The sequence below is a fragment of the Pseudomonas sp. LB1P83 genome (genome assembly GCF_054897885.1).
The window spans coordinates 6,271,569-6,289,983 of sequence record NZ_CM142709.1; the positions used below are offsets into that span (position 1 = coordinate 6,271,569).

Annotated in this window: 16 protein-coding genes; 7 read left to right on the top strand and 9 right to left on the bottom strand. The window is 59.5% G+C overall.

Translation table 11 applies throughout. From position 1 onward, the window contains the following. Positions 1-97 precede the first annotated feature (97 nt). The 5 genes from ACYZTY_RS28855 to ACYZTY_RS28875 are packed head-to-tail and all read left to right on the top strand — an operon-like array spanning position 98 to position 4,693. Positions 98-1,126 (top strand): DUF5924 family protein, encoded by a 1,029-nt coding sequence (locus tag ACYZTY_RS28855; RefSeq protein WP_461956453.1) that lies wholly within the window; start codon positions 98-100, stop codon positions 1,124-1,126. Between the two features lie 55 nt (positions 1,127-1,181). Next, positions 1,182-2,330 carry an ABC transporter permease gene (locus ACYZTY_RS28860; RefSeq protein ID WP_461956454.1) on the top strand — a complete coding sequence of 383 codons (1,149 nt, stop codon included), beginning with the start codon at positions 1,182-1,184 and terminating at the stop codon, positions 2,328-2,330. Beyond that, on the top strand, positions 2,327-3,130 hold the full coding sequence (locus ACYZTY_RS28865) for an ABC transporter ATP-binding protein (RefSeq protein WP_461956455.1): 804 nt from the start codon (positions 2,327-2,329) through the stop codon (positions 3,128-3,130). The genes ACYZTY_RS28860 and ACYZTY_RS28865 overlap by 4 nt, the downstream gene beginning before the upstream one ends. Position 3,131: 1 nt before the next feature. Beyond that, positions 3,132-4,070, top strand: a complete 939-nt coding sequence (locus ACYZTY_RS28870) for an MlaD family protein (protein WP_461956456.1) — start codon at positions 3,132-3,134, stop codon at positions 4,068-4,070. Next, positions 4,067-4,693, top strand: coding sequence for an ABC-type transport auxiliary lipoprotein family protein (locus tag ACYZTY_RS28875; RefSeq protein ID WP_461956457.1), 627 nt, complete (start codon positions 4,067-4,069; stop codon positions 4,691-4,693). The genes ACYZTY_RS28870 and ACYZTY_RS28875 overlap by 4 nt, the downstream gene beginning before the upstream one ends. Before the next feature lie 118 nt (positions 4,694-4,811). On the opposite strand, the gene ACYZTY_RS28880 is transcribed toward ACYZTY_RS28875, so the two are convergent. From ACYZTY_RS28880 to ACYZTY_RS28900, 5 genes are all read right to left on the bottom strand, one after another. Then, complete coding sequence (locus ACYZTY_RS28880; protein ID WP_461956458.1) at positions 4,812-6,041, bottom strand: nucleoside recognition domain-containing protein; 1,230 nt, start codon at positions 6,039-6,041, stop codon at positions 4,812-4,814. Between the two features lie 224 nt (positions 6,042-6,265). Then, entirely contained in the window at positions 6,266-7,597 is a 1,332-nt protein-coding gene (gene gltP / locus ACYZTY_RS28885; RefSeq protein ID WP_461956459.1) for a glutamate/aspartate:proton symporter GltP, read from the bottom strand. 701 nt (positions 7,598-8,298) lie between these two features. After that, entirely contained in the window at positions 8,299-8,763 is a 465-nt protein-coding gene (locus ACYZTY_RS28890; RefSeq protein WP_461956460.1) for an inhibitor of vertebrate lysozyme family protein, read from the bottom strand. Positions 8,764-8,765: 2 nt separating this feature from the next. Further along, entirely contained in the window at positions 8,766-8,930 is a 165-nt protein-coding gene (locus tag ACYZTY_RS28895; protein ID WP_003177151.1) for a DUF1328 domain-containing protein, read from the bottom strand. Positions 8,931-9,012: 82 nt separating this feature from the next. Continuing rightward, positions 9,013-9,300: a hypothetical protein gene (locus ACYZTY_RS28900; RefSeq protein ID WP_461956461.1), complete on the bottom strand. Its 288-nt coding sequence runs from the start codon at positions 9,298-9,300 to the stop codon at positions 9,013-9,015. Between the two features lie 460 nt (positions 9,301-9,760). Between ACYZTY_RS28900 and algB the strand changes: the two genes are divergently transcribed. Both algB and ACYZTY_RS28910 read left to right on the top strand, forming a co-directional pair. Then, a complete protein-coding gene (gene algB / locus ACYZTY_RS28905) occupies positions 9,761-11,107 on the top strand; it encodes a sigma-54-dependent response regulator transcription factor AlgB (RefSeq protein ID WP_010465602.1) in 1,347 nt (448 codons plus the stop codon). Between the two features lie 7 nt (positions 11,108-11,114). Continuing rightward, positions 11,115-12,902 (top strand): ATP-binding protein, encoded by a 1,788-nt coding sequence (locus ACYZTY_RS28910; protein ID WP_461956462.1) that lies wholly within the window; start codon positions 11,115-11,117, stop codon positions 12,900-12,902. 14 nt (positions 12,903-12,916) lie between these two features. Here ACYZTY_RS28910 and ACYZTY_RS28915 read toward each other — a convergent pair whose 3' ends face one another. The 4 genes from ACYZTY_RS28915 to ACYZTY_RS28930 all read right to left on the bottom strand — a co-directional run bounded on the left by ACYZTY_RS28915 (position 12,917) and on the right by ACYZTY_RS28930 (position 18,401). Continuing rightward, a complete protein-coding gene (locus tag ACYZTY_RS28915; RefSeq protein WP_461956463.1) occupies positions 12,917-14,530 on the bottom strand; it encodes an EAL domain-containing protein in 1,614 nt (537 codons plus the stop codon). Between the two features lie 75 nt (positions 14,531-14,605). Continuing rightward, positions 14,606-15,385 (bottom strand): N-acetylmuramoyl-L-alanine amidase, encoded by a 780-nt coding sequence (locus ACYZTY_RS28920; protein WP_461956464.1) that lies wholly within the window; start codon positions 15,383-15,385, stop codon positions 14,606-14,608. A gap of 103 nt (positions 15,386-15,488) precedes the next feature. Further along, entirely contained in the window at positions 15,489-17,525 is a 2,037-nt protein-coding gene (locus ACYZTY_RS28925; RefSeq protein ID WP_461956465.1) for a diguanylate cyclase, read from the bottom strand. Continuing rightward, a complete protein-coding gene (locus ACYZTY_RS28930; RefSeq protein WP_461956466.1) occupies positions 17,526-18,401 on the bottom strand; it encodes an endonuclease/exonuclease/phosphatase family protein in 876 nt (291 codons plus the stop codon). Between the last annotated feature and the right edge of the window lie 14 nt (positions 18,402-18,415).

Here is an 18,415-nt window from a genome sequence, read left to right on the forward strand (position 1 = left end):
GTTTTGTGTTCAACCAAAGTGACCGGCACCCTCGCCACGCCTGCGCCCGGGCGGTACTCTGTCGAGGATTTTTCCCACGACTATTGTGAACCGCCGAATGCCTACTCTGACCCTTTACGCCCAGCGCATCCTGGAATTGATGAAGCGCTATCCCGGGGTGATTGCGCTCGGCGGTTTTATCTCCGGGGTCGGCAGCTTCATGCTGGTGGATCGTCAGCAAGGCCTGGCGACCTGGATCACCATCATCATGGTGCTCAGCTGGATTTGGCTGATGCTGGAAAACAGCCTCACCAAGCTTTTCACCCGAATCTTCAAACGCGAAATTCCCCAGCCGTTGCTGCGCTACGCCACGCAGATGATTCACCAGGAAAGCCTGTTCTTCGTCCTGCCGTTCTTTTTCATCACCACCACCTGGAACAGCGGCCAGTTGTTCTTCACCGGGTTGCTGAGCATCGCCGCGCTGATTTCCATCACTGATCCGCTCTACTACAAATGGCTGGCGCCGCGTCGCTGGGCGTTCCTGGCGTTACACACGCTGACCTTGTTCGCGGCGCTGCTGACCGCCCTGCCCGTCATCCTGCACCTGACCACTTCCCAGAGCTTCAAACTGGCGCTGGGCACGGCCGTCGTCCTGTCGTTCCCGAGCCTGGCGTCGATCTTCCCGATCCGAACCGTGCGCAACGCGTTGGCAATCCTGAGTATCACCGTCGGCATCGGCGGCGTGGGTTGGGTGCTGCGTTCGTGGGTGCCGCCGGCAACCCTGTGGATGACCGATGTGGCGATCAGCACCCAAATGCAGGACCGCACGCCCGGCAAAAGCCTGGAAGAAGTCAGCGCCGAGCAGATCCGTGGCGACGGCCTGTACGCCTACACCGCGATCAACGCCCCGCGCGGCCTGGATGAGCGGATTTATCACGTCTGGCAGTTCAACGGCAAAGAGGTCGATCGCATCCCGCTGGACATCCACGGCGGGCGCAAGGAGGGCTACCGCGCCTGGACCCACAAGCGGAATTTCCCGGGCAATCCTGCGGGTAAATGGCAGGTCCGGGTGCTGACCGAAGACGGCCAGTTGATCGGTGTGTTGCGCTTCAAAATCACGGACAGCACACCGATCAAAGAAAAGTAATCCGGTTCGTGCTATTACGTAGATCTGCGCAAATAGCCGAACAAGCACGGAGCTTATGACCAACAGCATTACGGCCGGCAATGCCCAGCTAGACGCCTCTCACTCACCCGCACAACTGCGGGTCACGGGTGACTGGACGCTCGCCCATTACGCCGATCTCAAGAACCTGAGCGAAAAGCTGCGCGGCCAATACGACGACAGCACGCACATTGACCTCAATGGCCTCGGTGCGCTCGACACTGCCGGTGCGTCGCTGCTGGTCGAATTGCTCGGGTCCGAGCGTTTGGGCCGATCCGCCGAACATCCCGATTGCACGTTGTCCCCTCCTGACCGTGCCTTGCTGCAGACGGTTTATTGCTCGCTCAGCGACTTCTGCGTGCCGATCAAGGAACCGGAAATCAGCGTCGGCATTCAACTGCTGACCCGCATCGGTCGCGCAGTCGACGCAGTCTGGCAAGACACCCTGCAATTGCTGGGCTTCGTCGGCCTGATTCTGGAAACCATCGCTCGTGGGCTGTTTCGCCCCAAGCGCTGGCGCATCACGCCAATGGTTGCGCACATCGAACAGACCGGCCTCGACGCCGCGCCCATCGTGGCCCTGCTGACCTTTCTGGTCGGTGCCGTGGTGGCGTTTCTCGGCGCGACGGTGTTGGCGAGTTTCGGTGCGAGTATTTTTACCGTGGACCTGGTGGCGTTCTCCTTTCTTCGCGAATTCGGCGTGTTGCTCACCGCGATCCTGATGGCCGGGCGTACGGCGAGTGCGTTCACCGCGCAGATCGGCTCGATGAAGGCCAACGAAGAAATCGACGCCATCCGCACGTTGGGCCTCGACCCGATGGAGTTGTTGGTGGTGCCACGGGTTTTGGCATTGCTGGTGGCGCTGCCGATGCTGACCTTTCTGGCGATGCTCTCGGGCATTATCGGCGGTGGCGTGGTGTGCGCGGTGTCGCTGGATATTTCGCCGGCGATGTTCCTGTCGCTGCTGCAAACCGATATCGGCGTTCAGCACTTTCTGGTGGGGATCGTCAAAGCGCCGATCTTCGCCTTCCTGATCGCTGCGATCGGTTGCCTTGAAGGCTTCAAGGTCAGTGGCAGCGCCGAATCCGTGGGTGCGCACACCACGTCGAGCGTGGTGCAGTCGATTTTCGTGGTGATCGTGCTCGACGCCGTGGCCGCGCTATTTTTCATGGAGATGGGTTGGTGAGTCGAGTACCCCGAGCGCCCTCCGAGGCGGTGATCGAAGTCCGTGGGCTGTGCAATCGCTTCGGCAGCCAGAGCGTGCACGAGAACCTCGACCTCGATTTGTACAAAGGTGAAATCCTTGCCGTGGTGGGCGGTTCCGGCAGCGGCAAATCGGTGCTGTTGCGCAGCATCGTCGGCTTGCGCCAGCCCAGCGAAGGGATGGTGAAGGTCTTCGGCAAAAACCTGCCGACCCTGTCCGAACGCGAGCGTTCGATGGTCGAACGGCGCTTCGGCGTGCTGTTCCAGAAGGGGGCCCTGTTCTCTTCGCTGACCGTGACCGAAAACGTCGCCCTGCCCCTGATCGAGCACGCCGGCCTGAGCCGTGAAGACGCCGAGCACCTGGCGGCGGTGAAACTGGCGTTGGCCGGGCTGCCGCTGTCGGCGGCGGACAAATACCCTGCTTCGCTGTCCGGCGGCATGATCAAGCGCGCGGCGCTGGCCCGGGCCTTGGCGCTGGACCCGGACATTCTGTTTCTCGACGAACCCACTGCCGGCCTCGATCCGATTGGCGCCGCAGCCTTTGATCAACTGATCCTGACGCTGCGTGATGCCTTGGGCCTGAGTGTGTTCCTGGTGACCCACGACCTCGACACGCTCTACACCATCACCGACCGGGTGGCGGTGCTGGCGCAGAAAAAAGTGCTGGTGGCGGACGCCATCGACAAGGTTTCGGAAACCGACGATGCGTGGATTCACGAATACTTCCATGGCCCTCGCGGCCGCGCGGCGCTGACGGCCGCTCAACAGTTGAATGAGGTCTGACATGGAAACCCGAGCCCATCATGTATTGATCGGCCTGTTCACCGTGATTGTGGTGGCAGGCGCCCTGCTCTTCGGTTTGTGGCTGGCCAAGTCCAGCGTCGACACCGAGTTCAAGGATTACGAAGTCGTTTTCAACGAGGCGGTCAGCGGTTTGTCCAAGGGCAGCGCCGTGCAATACAGCGGGATCAAGGTCGGCGACGTGGTGACGCTGCGCCTGGACCCGAAAGACCCGCGCCGGGTATTGGCGCGGATTCGCCTGGGCGGCGATACGCCAATCAAGGAAGACACCCGGGCCATATTGGCGCTGACGGGGATTACCGGCACGTCGATCATTCAGCTCAGCGGCGGTACGCCGCAAAGTCCGACCCTCAAGGGTAAGGACGGCAATCTGCCGGTGATTATCGCGTCGCCCTCGCCCATCGCCCGTCTGCTGAACGACAGCGGCGACCTGATGGCCGGCGTGAACACGCTGATGCATAACGCCAACCTGATGTTTTCCACGGAGAACGTCGAGCGCATCAGCAAGACGCTGGAACACTTGGAACAAACCACCGGCACCATCGCCGATCAGCGCGGTGATATTCGTCAGGCGATGCAGCAACTGGCGTCGGTCGGCAAGCAGGCTGGCGCCATGCTGGAGCAGACATCGGCGTTGATGCGCAACGCCAATGGCCTGCTCAACGATCAGGGCAAGCAGATGTTCGGCAGCGCCGAGCAGGCGATGAAATCGCTGGAGCAAAGCAGCGCGACCATCAACAGTTTGCTCACGACCAATCAGGATTCTCTGAACAGCGGCATGCAGGGCCTCAATGGCCTGGCGCCGGCGGTGCGTGAACTGCGCGACACCCTGACGTCGTTGCGCGCCATCTCCCAACGCCTGGAAGCCAACCCCAGCGGTTACTTGCTGGGCAATGACAAGAACAAGGAGTTCACGCCATGAAGCTTGCGACCCTCGCCCTCCTCGCCAGCTTCACGTTGGTCAGTGCCTGCTCGATCTTGCCCAAGTCCGAGCCGTCCGATGTCTATCGCTTGCCGTCGGGCCAGAGCAGCGTATCGGCCAGTCCCGGCGCGCCGCAACGCTGGTCGCTGCGCTTGAACAAGCCTCAGGCCAGCGAAGCGTTGAACAGCCCGAAAATCGCCGTGATCCCGCAAGGTGATCTGATCAGCAGCTACACCGCCTCGCGCTGGAGCGATCCGGCGCCGGTGTTGCTGCGTAATCGACTGCTTGATGGTTTCCAGCGGGACGGTCGGGTGCCGTTGCTGAGTACGGATGACAGTAACTTCCAGGCGGATCTGGAATTGGGCGGAAGTCTGCAAGCGTTCCAGACTGAATACCAAGGCACCGCCGCGAGCGTGGTCGTGCGCCTGGATGCATTGCTGGTGCGCGGGTATGACCAGCGAATACTCGCCAGCCGACGCTTTGAAGTGCGTCAGCCATTGAACGATGTGAAGGTGCCGGCGGTGGTGGTCGGGTTTGGCCAGGCCAATGACAAGTTGACGGCGCAGGTGGTGAGTTGGGCGGTTGAACAAGGCCAGAAAGTCGCCCCGCCACCCCGCCCTTAAAGCCAACACAAACCCCCTGTAGGAGTGAGCCTGCTCGCGATAGCGGTGTAACAGTCGCCACAAATGTTGACTGTTACACCGCTATCGCGAGCAGGCTCACTCCTACAGGGGATCTCGGTTAGCCGAAGAACCAGTAGCAAACCCCGATGGCACCTAGAACGCCGGCAAGCTCCGCCAGCAACGCACACCCCACCGCATGCCGAGCCCGCTGAATCCCCACCGCACCGAAGTACACGGCCAACACATAGAACGTCGTCTCGGTACTGCCCTGAATCGTCGCCGCCACCAGCGCCGGGAAGCTGTCCACCCCGGAGGTCTTCATGGTCTCGATCAGCATCGCCCGCGCGGCGCTACCGGAGAACGGTTTCACCATCGCCGTCGGCAGCGCATCGACGAAGCGCGTGTCCCAACCGGCCCACTCCACCAGATGCCGAATGCCGTCGAGACCAAAATCCAGCGCCCCGGATGCCCGAAGCACGCCGACGGCGCAAAGCATTGCCACCAGATACGGCAGCAGGTTTTTGGCCACGTCGAAGCCTTCCTTGGCACCTTCGACGAACGCTTCGTAGACCTTCACTTTGCGCAATGCGCCGATCACCAGAAACAGCATGATCAACCCGAACAGCGTCAGGTTGCCGAGGATCGATGACAACCCGGCCAGAGCGGTCGCCGAGAGCGTCGCCAGCAGCGCCATGAAGCCGCCGAGGGCCAGGGCACCGGGAATCAGATACGCGAGCACCACTGGGTCCCACAGGCGCAGACGCTGCATGAACGCCACCGACAGCAGGCCAACCAGCGTCGAGCAGCTTGTTGCCAGGAGGATTGGCAGAAACACCAGCGTCGGATCCGGCGCACCTTGCTGGGCGCGGTACATGAAAATCGTCACCGGCAGCAGGGTCAGCGATGAGGCGTTGAGCACCAGGAACAGGATCTGCGCGTTGCTGGCAATGGTGTCGCTGGGGTTGAGCTCTTGCAGCGACTTCATGGCTTTAAGGCCGATCGGCGTGGCGGCGTTGTCCAGCCCCAGGCCATTGGCGGCGAAGTTGAGCGTGATCAGGCCGATGGCCGGGTGACCGGCCGGCACTTCCGGCATCAGGCGCAAGAACAAAGGGCCCAGCGCCTTGGCCAGCCACTCGACGATCCCGGCCTTCTCGGCGATTCGCAGAAAGCCCAGCCAGAGGGTCAGGGTGCCGAACAGCAGGACCATGACCTCGACCGATAACTTGGCCATGGCGAAAATGCTTTCCACCATCGCCGCGAAGATCCCGGCGTTACCGCCGATCAGCCATTGCGCCAGCGCCGAAACGGCCGCCACGATGAAGAAGCCAAGCCACAGGCCATTGAGCATCAGTTAAATCCCCCGAAGAATGCCGCGAATGATAGCGAGGTAGCCAGAAACGACAAACCCCGGATTTCTCCGGGGTTTGTTTGCGAGATTGCGTCATACACATAACGTGCGTGCTACCTCGTACCGTAGGAGCGAGGCTTGCCCGCGAATGGGACGCCGCGGTGTTTCAGTTACACCGCGTTATCGTTCTTCGCTGGCAAGCCATGCTCCTACAGGTTTTTGCGTTAGTTGCTGGAGACTTCGCCTACCGGCAGCTTTTCCTTGCTGCGCCAGTGCGGCAGTGAATTCCAGTAACGCTGGCCCTTGGCATCGTCGTACATGCCTTCCCAGCGGGAGATGACTAGCACGGCCAAGGCATTGCCGATCACGTTCAACGCGGTACGCGCCATGTCCATGATGCGGTCGACACCGGCGATGAACGCCAGGCCTTCGAGCGGAATACCCACGCTGCCCAGCGTGGCCAGCAGCACCACGAAGGAAACGCCCGGTACGCCGGCGATGCCTTTGGACGTCACCATCAGGGTCAGCACCAGCAGCAATTGCTGGCTGATCGACAGGTCGATGCCGTAGAGCTGGGCAATGAAGATCGCCGCGATGCTCTGGTACAGGGTCGAACCGTCGAGGTTGAACGAATAACCGGTCGGTACCACAAAGCTGCAAATGGCTTTCGGCGCGCCGTAGGCTTCCATCTTCTCGATCACACGCGGCAGCACGGTTTCCGAAGAAGCGGTGGAGTAAGCCAGCACCAGCTCATCCTTGAAGATGCGCATCAGCTTGATCACCGAGAAGCCGAACAGCTTGGCGATCAGGCCCAGTACCACGAAGGCGAAGAAGGCGATGGCGACGTAAACCAGGATCACCAGTTTGGCCAGCGGTACCAGGGACGCGAAACCAAAGTTGGCCACGGTCACTGCGATCAGTGCGAACACGCCGATCGGGGCGTAGTTCATGATCATGTGGGTGACTTTGAACATGCTTTCCGACACGCCCTGGAACATCTTCACCAGCGGCTCGCGCAGATCCGATTGCAGGCTCGACAAGCCGAGACCGAACAACACGGAGAAGAAGATGATCGGCAGCATTTCGCCGCGGGCCATGGCCGCGAAGATGTTCGACGGGATCAGATTGAGGATGGTTTCGATGAACGCGTGTTCATGCTGAACCTCGGCAGCCGTTGCCTGGTACTTGGAAATATCCACAGTGCCCAGGGTGCTCATGTCGATGCCGGTGCCCGGATGGAACACGTTGGCCAGCACCAGACCGACCAGGATGGCGATGGTGGTGACGATCTCGAAGTAAATGATGGTCTTGAGGCCGATACGCCCGAGTTTCTTCGCATCACCTACGCCAGCGATGCCAACGATCAGCGAGGAGATGACGATCGGAATCACGATCATCTTGATCAGACGGATAAAGATATCGCCTGCCGGTTGCAGGACGTTGCTGATCCACCAGGCTTTTTCGGCACTGAAATGGTTGAGCAGCGCACCGATTGCTATCCCCAGAACCAGACCGATGAGGATCTGCCAGGCGAGGCTGAGCTTTGCCTTCTTCATATCTTTACCCTTACTTGCGTTTGACTCAGGCGAATGCAAGAACTGGAACGCTTGTGGCGAAAAAGTCTGTGCATCTGCCCCCGTATAAGGTGCCCCGGAGCGCTTTATTACGGCTCTCTGGCAGGCGAAAAAAGGCGCAACTATTCCGATGCAAGGAAGCGACGTCTAATGCCGTAAACGCCTACCCCATGCCGAATCGGCATGAGCTTTTTTAATTGAAACTCGCGTCCCAACCGGTTCGAATACGACATTTCGGCAGGCATAAGTGCCATGAACCGGCCATTTCAGAGGAGGTTGGTCAATTTTTAAACAGTTGAATTCAGGGCAAAATTTGCGAAAAAGCCTACGTTTAACGGGGAAAACTCACACGCTGAAAGTCGAAGGTTTCTCGATATACGGTCGTGAAGAAACACCGCGAAACGGTTTTGCGGGGAATATGCAGCAGAAGGGAATGAGCGCAGTGCTCTAGATCAACGTTTTGCACGTTGAAGCTCTTCGCAAGTCCGTCGAGCCACTCGGGGCTGGCGAACTTGCGTCGCAGCTTTATACATACCTGACCCGGCCCTTGCGCAGACACTCCATGTGCCCGTAGGTCACTCCGCCCCAGAAACAGGCAGAACGTCCCGACCCCTTGGTCATGCGCCTGCCTTCCTCGGGTGGCGCACTGGAAAGGAGCATGCTGCTCCTCTCGTGTTACAAACTCAGTACCAGTTCGGATCTTTCTTGAGTTGTTCCATCAACAGGTCCTGCATGCCCTGGTCTGGCTTCCCGAGGAAGCGGTAATCGGCATGTCGCGTTGGCGACTTGTCGGCCGGCAGTCCCGCAGGCACTTCGACCAGCATGGCGTAGGCGTCCTTTTTGTCGAAGCTGAAGGCCACGATCAGGCGCTTGTTCAGGCACGTCGGTTGCGTTTCGCAAAGCGGCCCGACCAGGTACTTGTCGCCATCCTCTTCAACAGCATTCATTTGTTCGGCATCGCCAGACAGGTTCATCACCCATTCCGGCAGTCGTTCTTCCTTTTTAACGACTTTAGTCCAGGTTTCACGGTACTGCGGGTCCGAATTCAGCAATTCGCTGGCCCGCGTCTGGCCATCATTGGCCGCGGTCGCCATGGCACTACCGCCCAGAAGCAGGGCGGCTGCCAGAGTCTTTAACGTAACGCTCATATTCAGCCTCGACCGCGACGGCCAAAGAAGAACGAAGCAATGAACATCACCAGGAACACGACAAAGAGAATCTTGGCGATACCCGTGGCGGTGCCCGCGATACCACCGAAGCCCAGTACGGCGGCGATGATGGCAATGATCAAGAATGTGATTGCCCAGCTCAACATGGTGATTCTCCTTACGCTTCTATATTAGAGATGCTGCTTGAGGTGCTTTTCCCGGCGCATCGAGCGCGCCAAGTTCGTTTGCTCAGAACACCCAACGTTCCTGACGAGGCATCTCATCCACAGGCTGAGCCTGGTCGACGTCCATCATGCGCATTGGGGCGAGGTCAGCCTGGTGGCTGCTGACGGCGCTGAAGTGGGTCTGGGTTGCGCGTTGAATCGACACGTGCGGCGCCTCGGGTTGCTGGCTCTGCTCCCACAGAAGGAACTGCTGGCCGGCGATCAGCGTGATCAACAGCGCCAGGAGGCCAAACAGTCCTTGTTGAATATACAAAGGCGAGATGCGCAATGGGGCGACACGTTGGCGATTCATCCTGAAACTCCTCCCACTCTGGTGGTGATCTTGTTAGAGGGCGTCGATTCAAAATGGCCCTGATTACCCAGACTATTGCAGCCTGCATGCCAGCTTTTTCACAGGAAAAAACTGTTTTAAATCAATATGTTAGTTTGTTAGTAGAAATCACGGTGGACGCATCCTGCACGATGGGCCGCGCAGGGTCGTGCGTATTGCACGATCGATATCCGGAGACTTTGATTATTTTTGAATTGCGAGGAGGGCGCAGATGTCAGAAAAGGGTATGGGTAACCACCGAAAGCGGTCTTTTGGTAAAAAACCAGGGAAATCAGCCCATTAGCTAATGGTTGAGTAGACAGCTACCCTGCCATGGCTGGAAAGGATCAGAATCAACCATGCAACTTGCCCGATTTTTCCGGGACTAACCAAGATCATTCATTAGACTGACCAAGATCATTCATTAAAGGAGCGCAGGAACATGGAATCAGCCACTGAGCATCAAGGCCGCATTCTGCTGGTGGATGACGAATCCGCCATTCTGCGAACCTTCCGTTATTGCCTCGAAGATGAAGGCTATAGCGTGGCCACCGCGAACAGCGCGGCGCAGGCCGATGCTTTGCTGCAACGTCAGGTGTTCGATCTGTGCTTCCTCGATCTGCGCCTGGGTGAAGATAATGGCCTGGATGTGCTGGCCCAGATGCGCATCCAGGCGCCATGGATGCGGGTGGTGATCGTCACCGCGCACTCGGCCGTGGACACCGCCGTGGACGCGATCCAGGCCGGTGCCGCCGATTACCTCGTCAAGCCTTGCAGCCCCGACCAGTTGCGACTGGCCACCGCCAAGCAGCTGGAAGTGCGGCAGCTCTCGGCCCGCCTGGAAGCACTTGAAGGCGAAGTGCGTAAACCCAAGGACGGTCTGGATTCCCATAGCCCGGCGATGAAAGTGGTACTCGAAACCGCACGCCAGGTCGCCAGCACCGACGCCAACATTCTGATCCTTGGCGAGTCCGGCACCGGTAAAGGTGAACTGTCCCAAGCCATTCACGGCTGGAGCAAGCGCCAGAAGAAGTCCTGCGTCACCATCAACTGCCCGTCGCTGACGGCGGAATTAATGGAAAGTGAACTCTTCGGCCATAGCCGAGGCGCGTTCACCGGTGCCAGCGAAAGCACCTTGGGGCGAGTCAACCAAGCGGATGGCGGTACATTGTTTCTCGACGAGATCGGCGATTTTCCCCTGACGTTGCAACCCAAGTTGCTGCGTTTCATCCAGGATAAGGAATACGAGCGCGTGGGTGATCCGGTGACCCGCCGCGCCGATGTGCGAATTCTTGCGGCGACCAACCTGAACCTCGAAGACATGGTGCGCGACGGCCGTTTCCGCGAAGACCTGCTCTATCGCCTGAACGTCATCACGTTGCACTTGCCGCCACTGCGCGAACGCCGGGAAGACATCCTGAACCTGGCCGACCGTTTCCTGGCTCGCTTCGTCAAGGAGTACGCGCGTCCTGCACGGGGCTTCAGCGATGAAGCCCGTGAAGCATTGCTGGGTTACCGCTGGCCGGGCAACATTCGCGAACTGCGTAACGTGGTGGAGCGGGCGAGCATTATCTGCCCTCAGGAGCGGGTCGAGATCAGCCACTTGGGCATGGCCGAGACCCCGACCAATAACGCGCCGCGTATTGGTGCGGCGTTGAGCCTGGATGAGTTGGAGAAAGCCCACATCGGCGCCGTCCTCGCCACCGCCGACACGCTGGACCAGGCGGCCAAGACTCTCGGCATCGATGCCTCGACCCTGTACCGCAAACGCAAGCAGTACAACTTGTGAGCCTGCGATGAAACTGGCGATGAAGCTGCGGACTCGGCTGTTTCTGAGTATTTCGGCGCTGATCACCGTGGCACTGCTCGGGCTCTTGCTCGGGCTGGTCAGCGTGATGCAGATGGCCGGGACCCAGGAAGTGCTGGTTCGCAACAATTTAGTTACGCTGGACCTGGGGTTGAAATTGCGTCAGACCCTGGGCGACCAGCTCATGATCATGATCAGCGACAAGCCTGATCCCGCGGCATTCGAGGCTACCAGGCAACACTACCTCGAGTTGCTCAAAGAAGGCATCACCCTTCAGCAATCCGGTAACGGCGGCTACGGTTTCATACAGGCCAAGGCTGACTACCTCGACTTTCTTCAGGTCTACGATCAGACACAAGCACCGACGCCTGCGTTGAGCGGCAATGAGGCGCTGACGGAAAAATTCAATATTTTGCGCAACGGTCTGGTCACTGAACAAAAGCGCGCACTGGATAACATCAACGATACCGAGCGTAAGGCCCGCGAACGCGCGTTGCTGATTGCCGGTCTGCTCGGGTTGGTGGGGTTGGCGGTGCTGATCATCGGTTTCGTGACTGCTCACGCGATCGCCCGGCGGTTTGGCGCTCCGATCGAAGCGTTGGTCCAGGCCGCCGACAACATCGGCCAGGGCAATTTCGAAGTGACCCTGCCGGTTTCCTCCGCCGAGGAAATGAACCAGCTGACCAAGCGCTTCGGCATCATGGCGCAGGCGCTGCGTGAGCACCAGGTGATGAATATCGACGAGCTGCTCGCCGGTCAGCAACGTTTGCAGGCGGTACTCGACAGCATCGACGATGGGTTGTTGATGATCGACCGCGAAGGCCATTTGGAGCACCTCAATCCAGTGGCCCAGCGGCAGTTGGGTTGGGACTCCGATCGTCTCGGCCAAGGGCTGGGCACAGCGCTCGATCGCCCCGAACTCGATGAGCAGCTGCAACTGGTACTGCGCGGCGGGACCCTGGAGCGGGCGCCGGAAGACCTGAGCATTGAGGTCGATGGTGAATCGAGGTTACTGACTTACAGCCTGACCCCGGTCAGCCACACACAGGGCCATATCCTCGGCGCCGTGATGGTGTTGCATGACGTCACCGAACAGCGTGCCTTCGAGCGGGTGCGCAGCGAGTTTGTCTTGCGCGCCTCCCATGAGTTGCGCACCCCGGTGACGGGGATGCACATGGCCTTCGGCCTGTTTCGCGAGCGGGCGAAATTTCCTGAGGATTCCCGCGAAGCCGACTTGCTGGACACTGTGAACGAAGAAATGCAGCGCTTGATGCAGCTGATCAACGATCTGCTGAATTTCTCTCGCTACCAGAACGGATTGCAGAAGCTCACGCTGGCGCCGTGTTCAATCGAAGATTTACTGGGTGAGGCTCAGGCGCGTTTTGCCGAGGCTGCGGCGCAGAAGGGCATCGAAATGCGGGTGGAAGTGCAGGGCCCGTTACCCAGATTGCAGGCCGATCAGGCGCAATTGGACCGGGTGCTCGATAACTTGATCGATAACGCTTTGCGCCATACCGCCCAGGATGGACTGATATGTCTGCAGGCGCGACGCCATGGGGAGCGGGTGATTATCAGCGTCGAAGACAACGGCGAAGGCATTGCCTATGGTCAACAGGGGAGGATCTTCGAACCCTTTGTTCAGGTTGGTCGCAAGAAGGGCGGTGCCGGGCTTGGTTTGGCGTTGTGCAAGGAAATCGTGCAGTTGCATGGCGGGCGGATGGGCGTTTATTCGCGGCCGGGGCAGGGTACGCAGTTCTACATGGCGCTGGCGGTTTAACCCCGGCAGTCTCCTCAGGCTTCATCATCCAGGCGTCGATTGCTCAGCCGGCGACCACGGGTAATCAGTTCGATGAACTGCACGGCGCTCAGTGCATGAGCAAACAGCCAGCCCTGACCGTACTTCACCCCTTCGCTGCTCAGAAATGCCGCTTGCGCTTCATGTTCGATGCCCTCGGCAATCACCCTGAGTTGCAGGGCCTGGGCCATGTGAATGATGTGCGGCGCCACGCCGCTGCTGGCGGCGTCATGGCCCAGGGCATCAATGAACGCCTTGTCGATTTTCAGGCAGTCCACCGGCAGGGTTTGCAGGTAGGCGAGGCTGCAATAGCCCGTGCCGAAATCATCGATCAGCACCTGATGCCCGACATCGCGCAAGGCTTGCAGGTTTTCCCTGGCCACCACCACATCGATCAAGCCCCGCTCAGTCACCTCAAAGGCAATCTGCTTCGCCGCGACCCGATGCAAGGTCAGCAGGCGTGCCATCACCTGGCCGATACGCGGCACCATGACGTCGCAAGCTGCAAGGTTGACGGAGATGTACAACTGCGGATTGGCGCGTAGCAGTTGCCCTAGTTGTTCGAGAAGTCGCTGCAATACGAAGTCGGTCATCTGGCGGATCTGGCCGGTATTCTCCGCCATCGGAATGAACAGGTCAGGGCTGGTCAGCGTGCCGTCCGGCCTTCGCCAGCGCAGCAAGGCTTCGGCCCCGACACAGTTGCGACTGTCGAGATCGAAGATCGGTTGATACAACACCTGTAATTCGCCTCGTCGAATGGCGCCGTTCAGTTCAGCGTCCAATGACTGACGCTGGCGCACCAGCAGAAACACCATGAAACCGACTAACATGCCTAGCGCCAGACTGGCCGGCAGCAACCACCACCACACTCCTGGCACATGCATGCCCGTGCGCGGGGTGATCAGCACTAATTGGTATTCGGGATTGTTGGTGGGCATACGGTAAATCAAGCGGGTTTGTGTCACTTGCAAGGCGTCGCGGCTTGTCAGGGGCAAGGACTCTTTGGGTGGCCAGGCCTGTGGGACACCCAGGACAGGAATCGCGCGTGTGCCATGGTCGAGTACCACCAGAAGGCTGCTTCCCGGCGACAGATCGACCATGTCGGTCAAATGGCCGCGAGACGTTGCGACCCGAAAATTGCCGCGTCCCAGCATCAGCGCCGCACGGTTTTCATCGGGTTCGGTGGTGGTGTTCAGCCAGAAACTGTAGGTGGGGCCCTTGATGTCCGGGGGGCGAATCATTGACGGCCCTCCCTGGCGAGGGCGATTCGAGCAGATCCGCGACGCATCCATGTAAGTGGCTTCGTAAACGAATCGGTAGTTGAAACTGACCTGTTGCAAGGTCGCGATCATTTCATCATCGCAGCCTCGCAGCGGCTGGGCTTCCAGATCGTCGAGGCTTTCGCGCAGCTGTCCGAACAGCTGCTCCAGCCGGGCGAGGAAGCGTTCGCCCTGGGCGTTCATTTCCTGGCTTTCCCTCTGCTCGACCTGATTCATCGCTACAAACAGGCTGGCGGCCATCAACAGTGTTGCGCTCAAGGCAGCAGCCAGCATCGCCAAAAACCAGGGGCGATAGAACCAGCTACGAAGCGTCTCTCGAGCTACAGTCATTATGGATATCCGAAGAATTACCAATGAGTTATAGCTGCTGATTGAGAAAAAGCCCTTACCGTCGGGCGGGCGTCATTATTTTGTCTGATTCAAGATTTGCAGGAGCGCCGCAGTCTGGGCGTCCGGTGTGCCGTCGAATCGGGAGGGGCGAAAATGCATCTGGAAGGCCGCCAGTACGTGACGCGTGGCCACATCAAGCTCGCCCGTTTGTGGCGTGGCATAACCCAGGCGAGCCAGTTGTCCCTGATACCAACTGATGCTCGGCAGTTCTGTTGCAAATTGGGATTGCTGGCGGGCGACGGCCTGCTCGTTTGGCCAGACGCCGAGCCCTTCGGCGGCCAGGCGCTTCCAGGGGAACAGCGGGCCGGGGTCGAGCTTGCGCAGCGGCGCGATGTCGCTATGGCCGATGATGGAGCGAGGGTTGATGTTGTAGCGTTTGCTGATGTCCTTGAGCAGGAAGATCAACGACTGAACCTGATCTTCACTGTAGGGATACCAGAGGCGGCCGGTGGGCGTGTCTTTGAAGCCAGGATTGACGATCTCGATGCCGATGGAGCTGGAATTCAGCCACGTCCGGCCTTGCCATTCGCTTTCGCCTGCATGCCAGGCTCGAAGATTTTCATCCATCAGCTTATAGATGGTGGCGCCTTTGTCATCGCCGATCAGGTAGTGGCTGCTGACTTCGCCGTGGGTCAGCAATTGCAGCGAGCGCTCGAGCGAGGCGGAGGTGTAATGCACCACCACGAACTGAATACGACTGTCGTGATTGGCTGAAGGGTGGCGGGTGTCGATCCGGGGACCGCTGGCACAGCCGGCCAACAGAAGCAGCGATACGATAAGGGCAAGACATTTCATGGCAAGAAGGCATACACGCAAGACAGTAATGCAACAGTGTAACGTACTGCCTTGCGCGCCGAGGGCAAAAGCGCTGTTTTAAATAAAATGGAACAATTGGCTGTCAGCCTGCCTCAACTCGATTGCGACCGGCGTTTTTTGCACGGTATAGCGCCTGATCGGCTCTTTTCAGTACCAAATCGCTGTGTTCGCCGGCTTTAAATGCAGTCACACCCATGGAAATGGTGATGGTTACCCGCTCGCCCTTGAAGTGAAAAGGGCAGGCTTCGATTGATGCGCGCAGGGATTCCAGCAGTTTTGCCCCGTTTGGCAGCGAAGTGTCGGGCATCAGCAAGACAAACTCCTCACCGCCAAACCGCGCAATGAAATCCGTCCCGCGCAGGCGTGTTCGCAGCACGTTGGCGATGATTTTCAGCACCTTGTCGCCTGCCAGGTGGCCGTAGTTATCATTGATGCGTTTGAAATGGTCGAGATCGAGCATCGCCAGCAACAGGGTGTTGCCGTGTTGCTGCCATTGGCGGATTTCGTGCTCCAGTCGTTCACTCCAGGCCGCGCGATTGGGCAGGCTCGTAAGTGGATCGATCAGGGCTTTCTGCCGTTGTTCTTCAAGGTGTTCGCGGTAGCCCAGCGCTTCCTGTTCCATGTGCGCCACGCGTTCGGCCAGGCTGTGCAAGCGTGCCGCGACTTCCTGTTCACGTTCGTCGCGCTGCTTCTGGTGCTGATCCATGGTGCCCAGCAAGCCTTCGAGATGGTTCTCCAGGACGTGCTTGAGGTCGTCCAGGTCCGCCGCCTCCTGCATGCTGCTCTGCAGGCCATCGACTTGCTCACGGATTTGCGTATCCATCTCGCGCGCGGCAGAGCGGTTGTCGGCATGGCCGTCGCTGGCAGCCTGCAAGTTGCTCTGGAACGACTCGAGGCGCTCGTTGAGTTGCTGCAGGTAAGCTTCGAATTCGTGCTGACCGCTGTCGGTGATCGCCAGCATCAAGGTCGCCAGATCGTCGAGGATCGGGATCAACTCATACCAGTTCAAACCGTTTTGCAGGCGATCACGCATTGCTTCGGCTTGCGGTCGATGGCGTTCGGGCAACGTCAGGTCGTCGAGCAGGCCAAGGAGCGTGTCTTCGATGTGCTTGGCAACCGAACTGTAGGACGGCTCGGGCGAGTCGGGCAGGGCGTAAAGAATATGCTCTGGCTCGAGGTGGCCCACATCGATGGTCGCCAATGCCGGGGTCAATTCATCCGGGTTGATTGCCTGTTGAGGAAGCTCGGCTGGCACGATGTTTGGAAGCGCCGGCTCTTGCAGTTGTTCAATGTTCGGCTGTACGTGTGGCTCTACAGTTTGCGCAGATGCAGTCTCTGGCTGAAGCACAGGCGGGACAAAGGCCACCACTTCAGGAGAGGGTGCCTCTGCGACTGATGGCTGTGTCTCAAGGGTTTCAGGAGTGGCAGCGGCGGGTTGGGCGTCGAGTACCGTTGGCGGTACGACTGGCGGCTGCTCGACCGCAGATGCGAGTTCGACCGTTTCATTCGGGGTTGCGGCCAGCGGCGCGGCAACGGGTTCGACAGTAGCCGTTTGCACCGCAGGAGCGGCGATTTGCGGCGCGGCTTCATCCGCTTCCCGATTGCCGAACAGTCGTTGCAGAAAACCGGGACGATCAGGTTCTGCCGGGGTATCCAGTTGGCGCAGGGCTTTGCCTTGCAGGCCGCTCAGTTCGCTGAGTAGCAACGGAATCTCACGCGCCTGACTGACTCGGCCGTCCAGTTGTTTGGCAAAGTTCTTGAGCGGTCGGCTGACTTCGCGAGGCAACGGGAGTGTTTGCAGCTGAGTGACCAGTGCTGTCAGTGCGGCGCTGGTCTGATTGACCCGGGTTTCCCGGCGCTGTTCGGAATCAAGTACGGCCTTTTCCAGTCGCGGAAGCAGGGCGGCCAGGCCGGCGTCCATGTCATCGGTGCGCACGACTTCGCGCATTTCCTTCATGCATAGGTCAACGGCGCGATCGGTGCCTTCTGCGGCCAGCGTACTGCGCACCAGCCCACGACGCAGCAAGTCGAGCCGGGCGTCCCATCGGCGTTCGAGCTTTTCCTGTTGTTCGATGCTTTTAAGGTATTTCTCTTTCCAGCGCTGTGTTTCGTCGCTCATTCATGGGATCCGCGAAGGGGCAGGACTCAACGCGGGGAATGCATCGGCCGTGAGCGAACCCGGCAGACGAATCTCTACCGCGACGGGCAGGTGATCTGAAATCGGTTGTGCCAGCACCTCGACCTTTTCAAGGGTCAGAGTGGGGCTGAGCAGAATATGGTCCAGGCAGCGCTGCGGGCGCCAGCTGGGGAAGGTCGCTTCCAGTTGCGGCGCTAGCAGGCCGAGGTCACGCAACGGGGAGGTTTGCAGCAAGTCACTGGCGTGGGTATTCATGTCGCCCATCAGCACCTGGTGTTTGTAACCGCCAATCAACTCGCGGATGTAAGCCAGTTGCATGGTGCGGGCCCGAGCGCCCAAAGCCAGGTGCATCATTACCACTACCAGCGCCTCCGGACCCTCGCCGAAGCGTACCAGAATCGCCCCGCGACCCTTGGGCCCCGGCAGCGGATGATCTTCAATCGCCCACGGGCGCAGGCGGCTGAGCACGCCATTGCTGTGCTGGCCGAGGCGACCGAGGTTGCGATTGAGTTGTTGATACCAGTAGGGGAAGGCGCCGAGCTGCGCCAGGTGTTCAACCTGATTGACGTAGCCTGATCGCAGGCTGCCGCCATCGGCTTCCTGCAAGGCGACCAGGTCGAAGTCGCCCAACAGATTGCCGATCTTTTGCAGGTTGTCGGCACGACCGGTGTGCGGCAACAGATGCTGCCAGCCTCGAGTCAGGTAGTGCCGATAGCGCTCGGTACTGATGCCGACCTGGATATTGAAGCTGAGCAAACGCAGACGGCTGTCTGCGGGCAGGCCCGTCGATTCCAGATGATGCTCGTTGACCCGCGGATCATGCAGGCCAACGACGCGTTCAGTACCCCAGCGGCGCATGGCAGTCGCCGCGC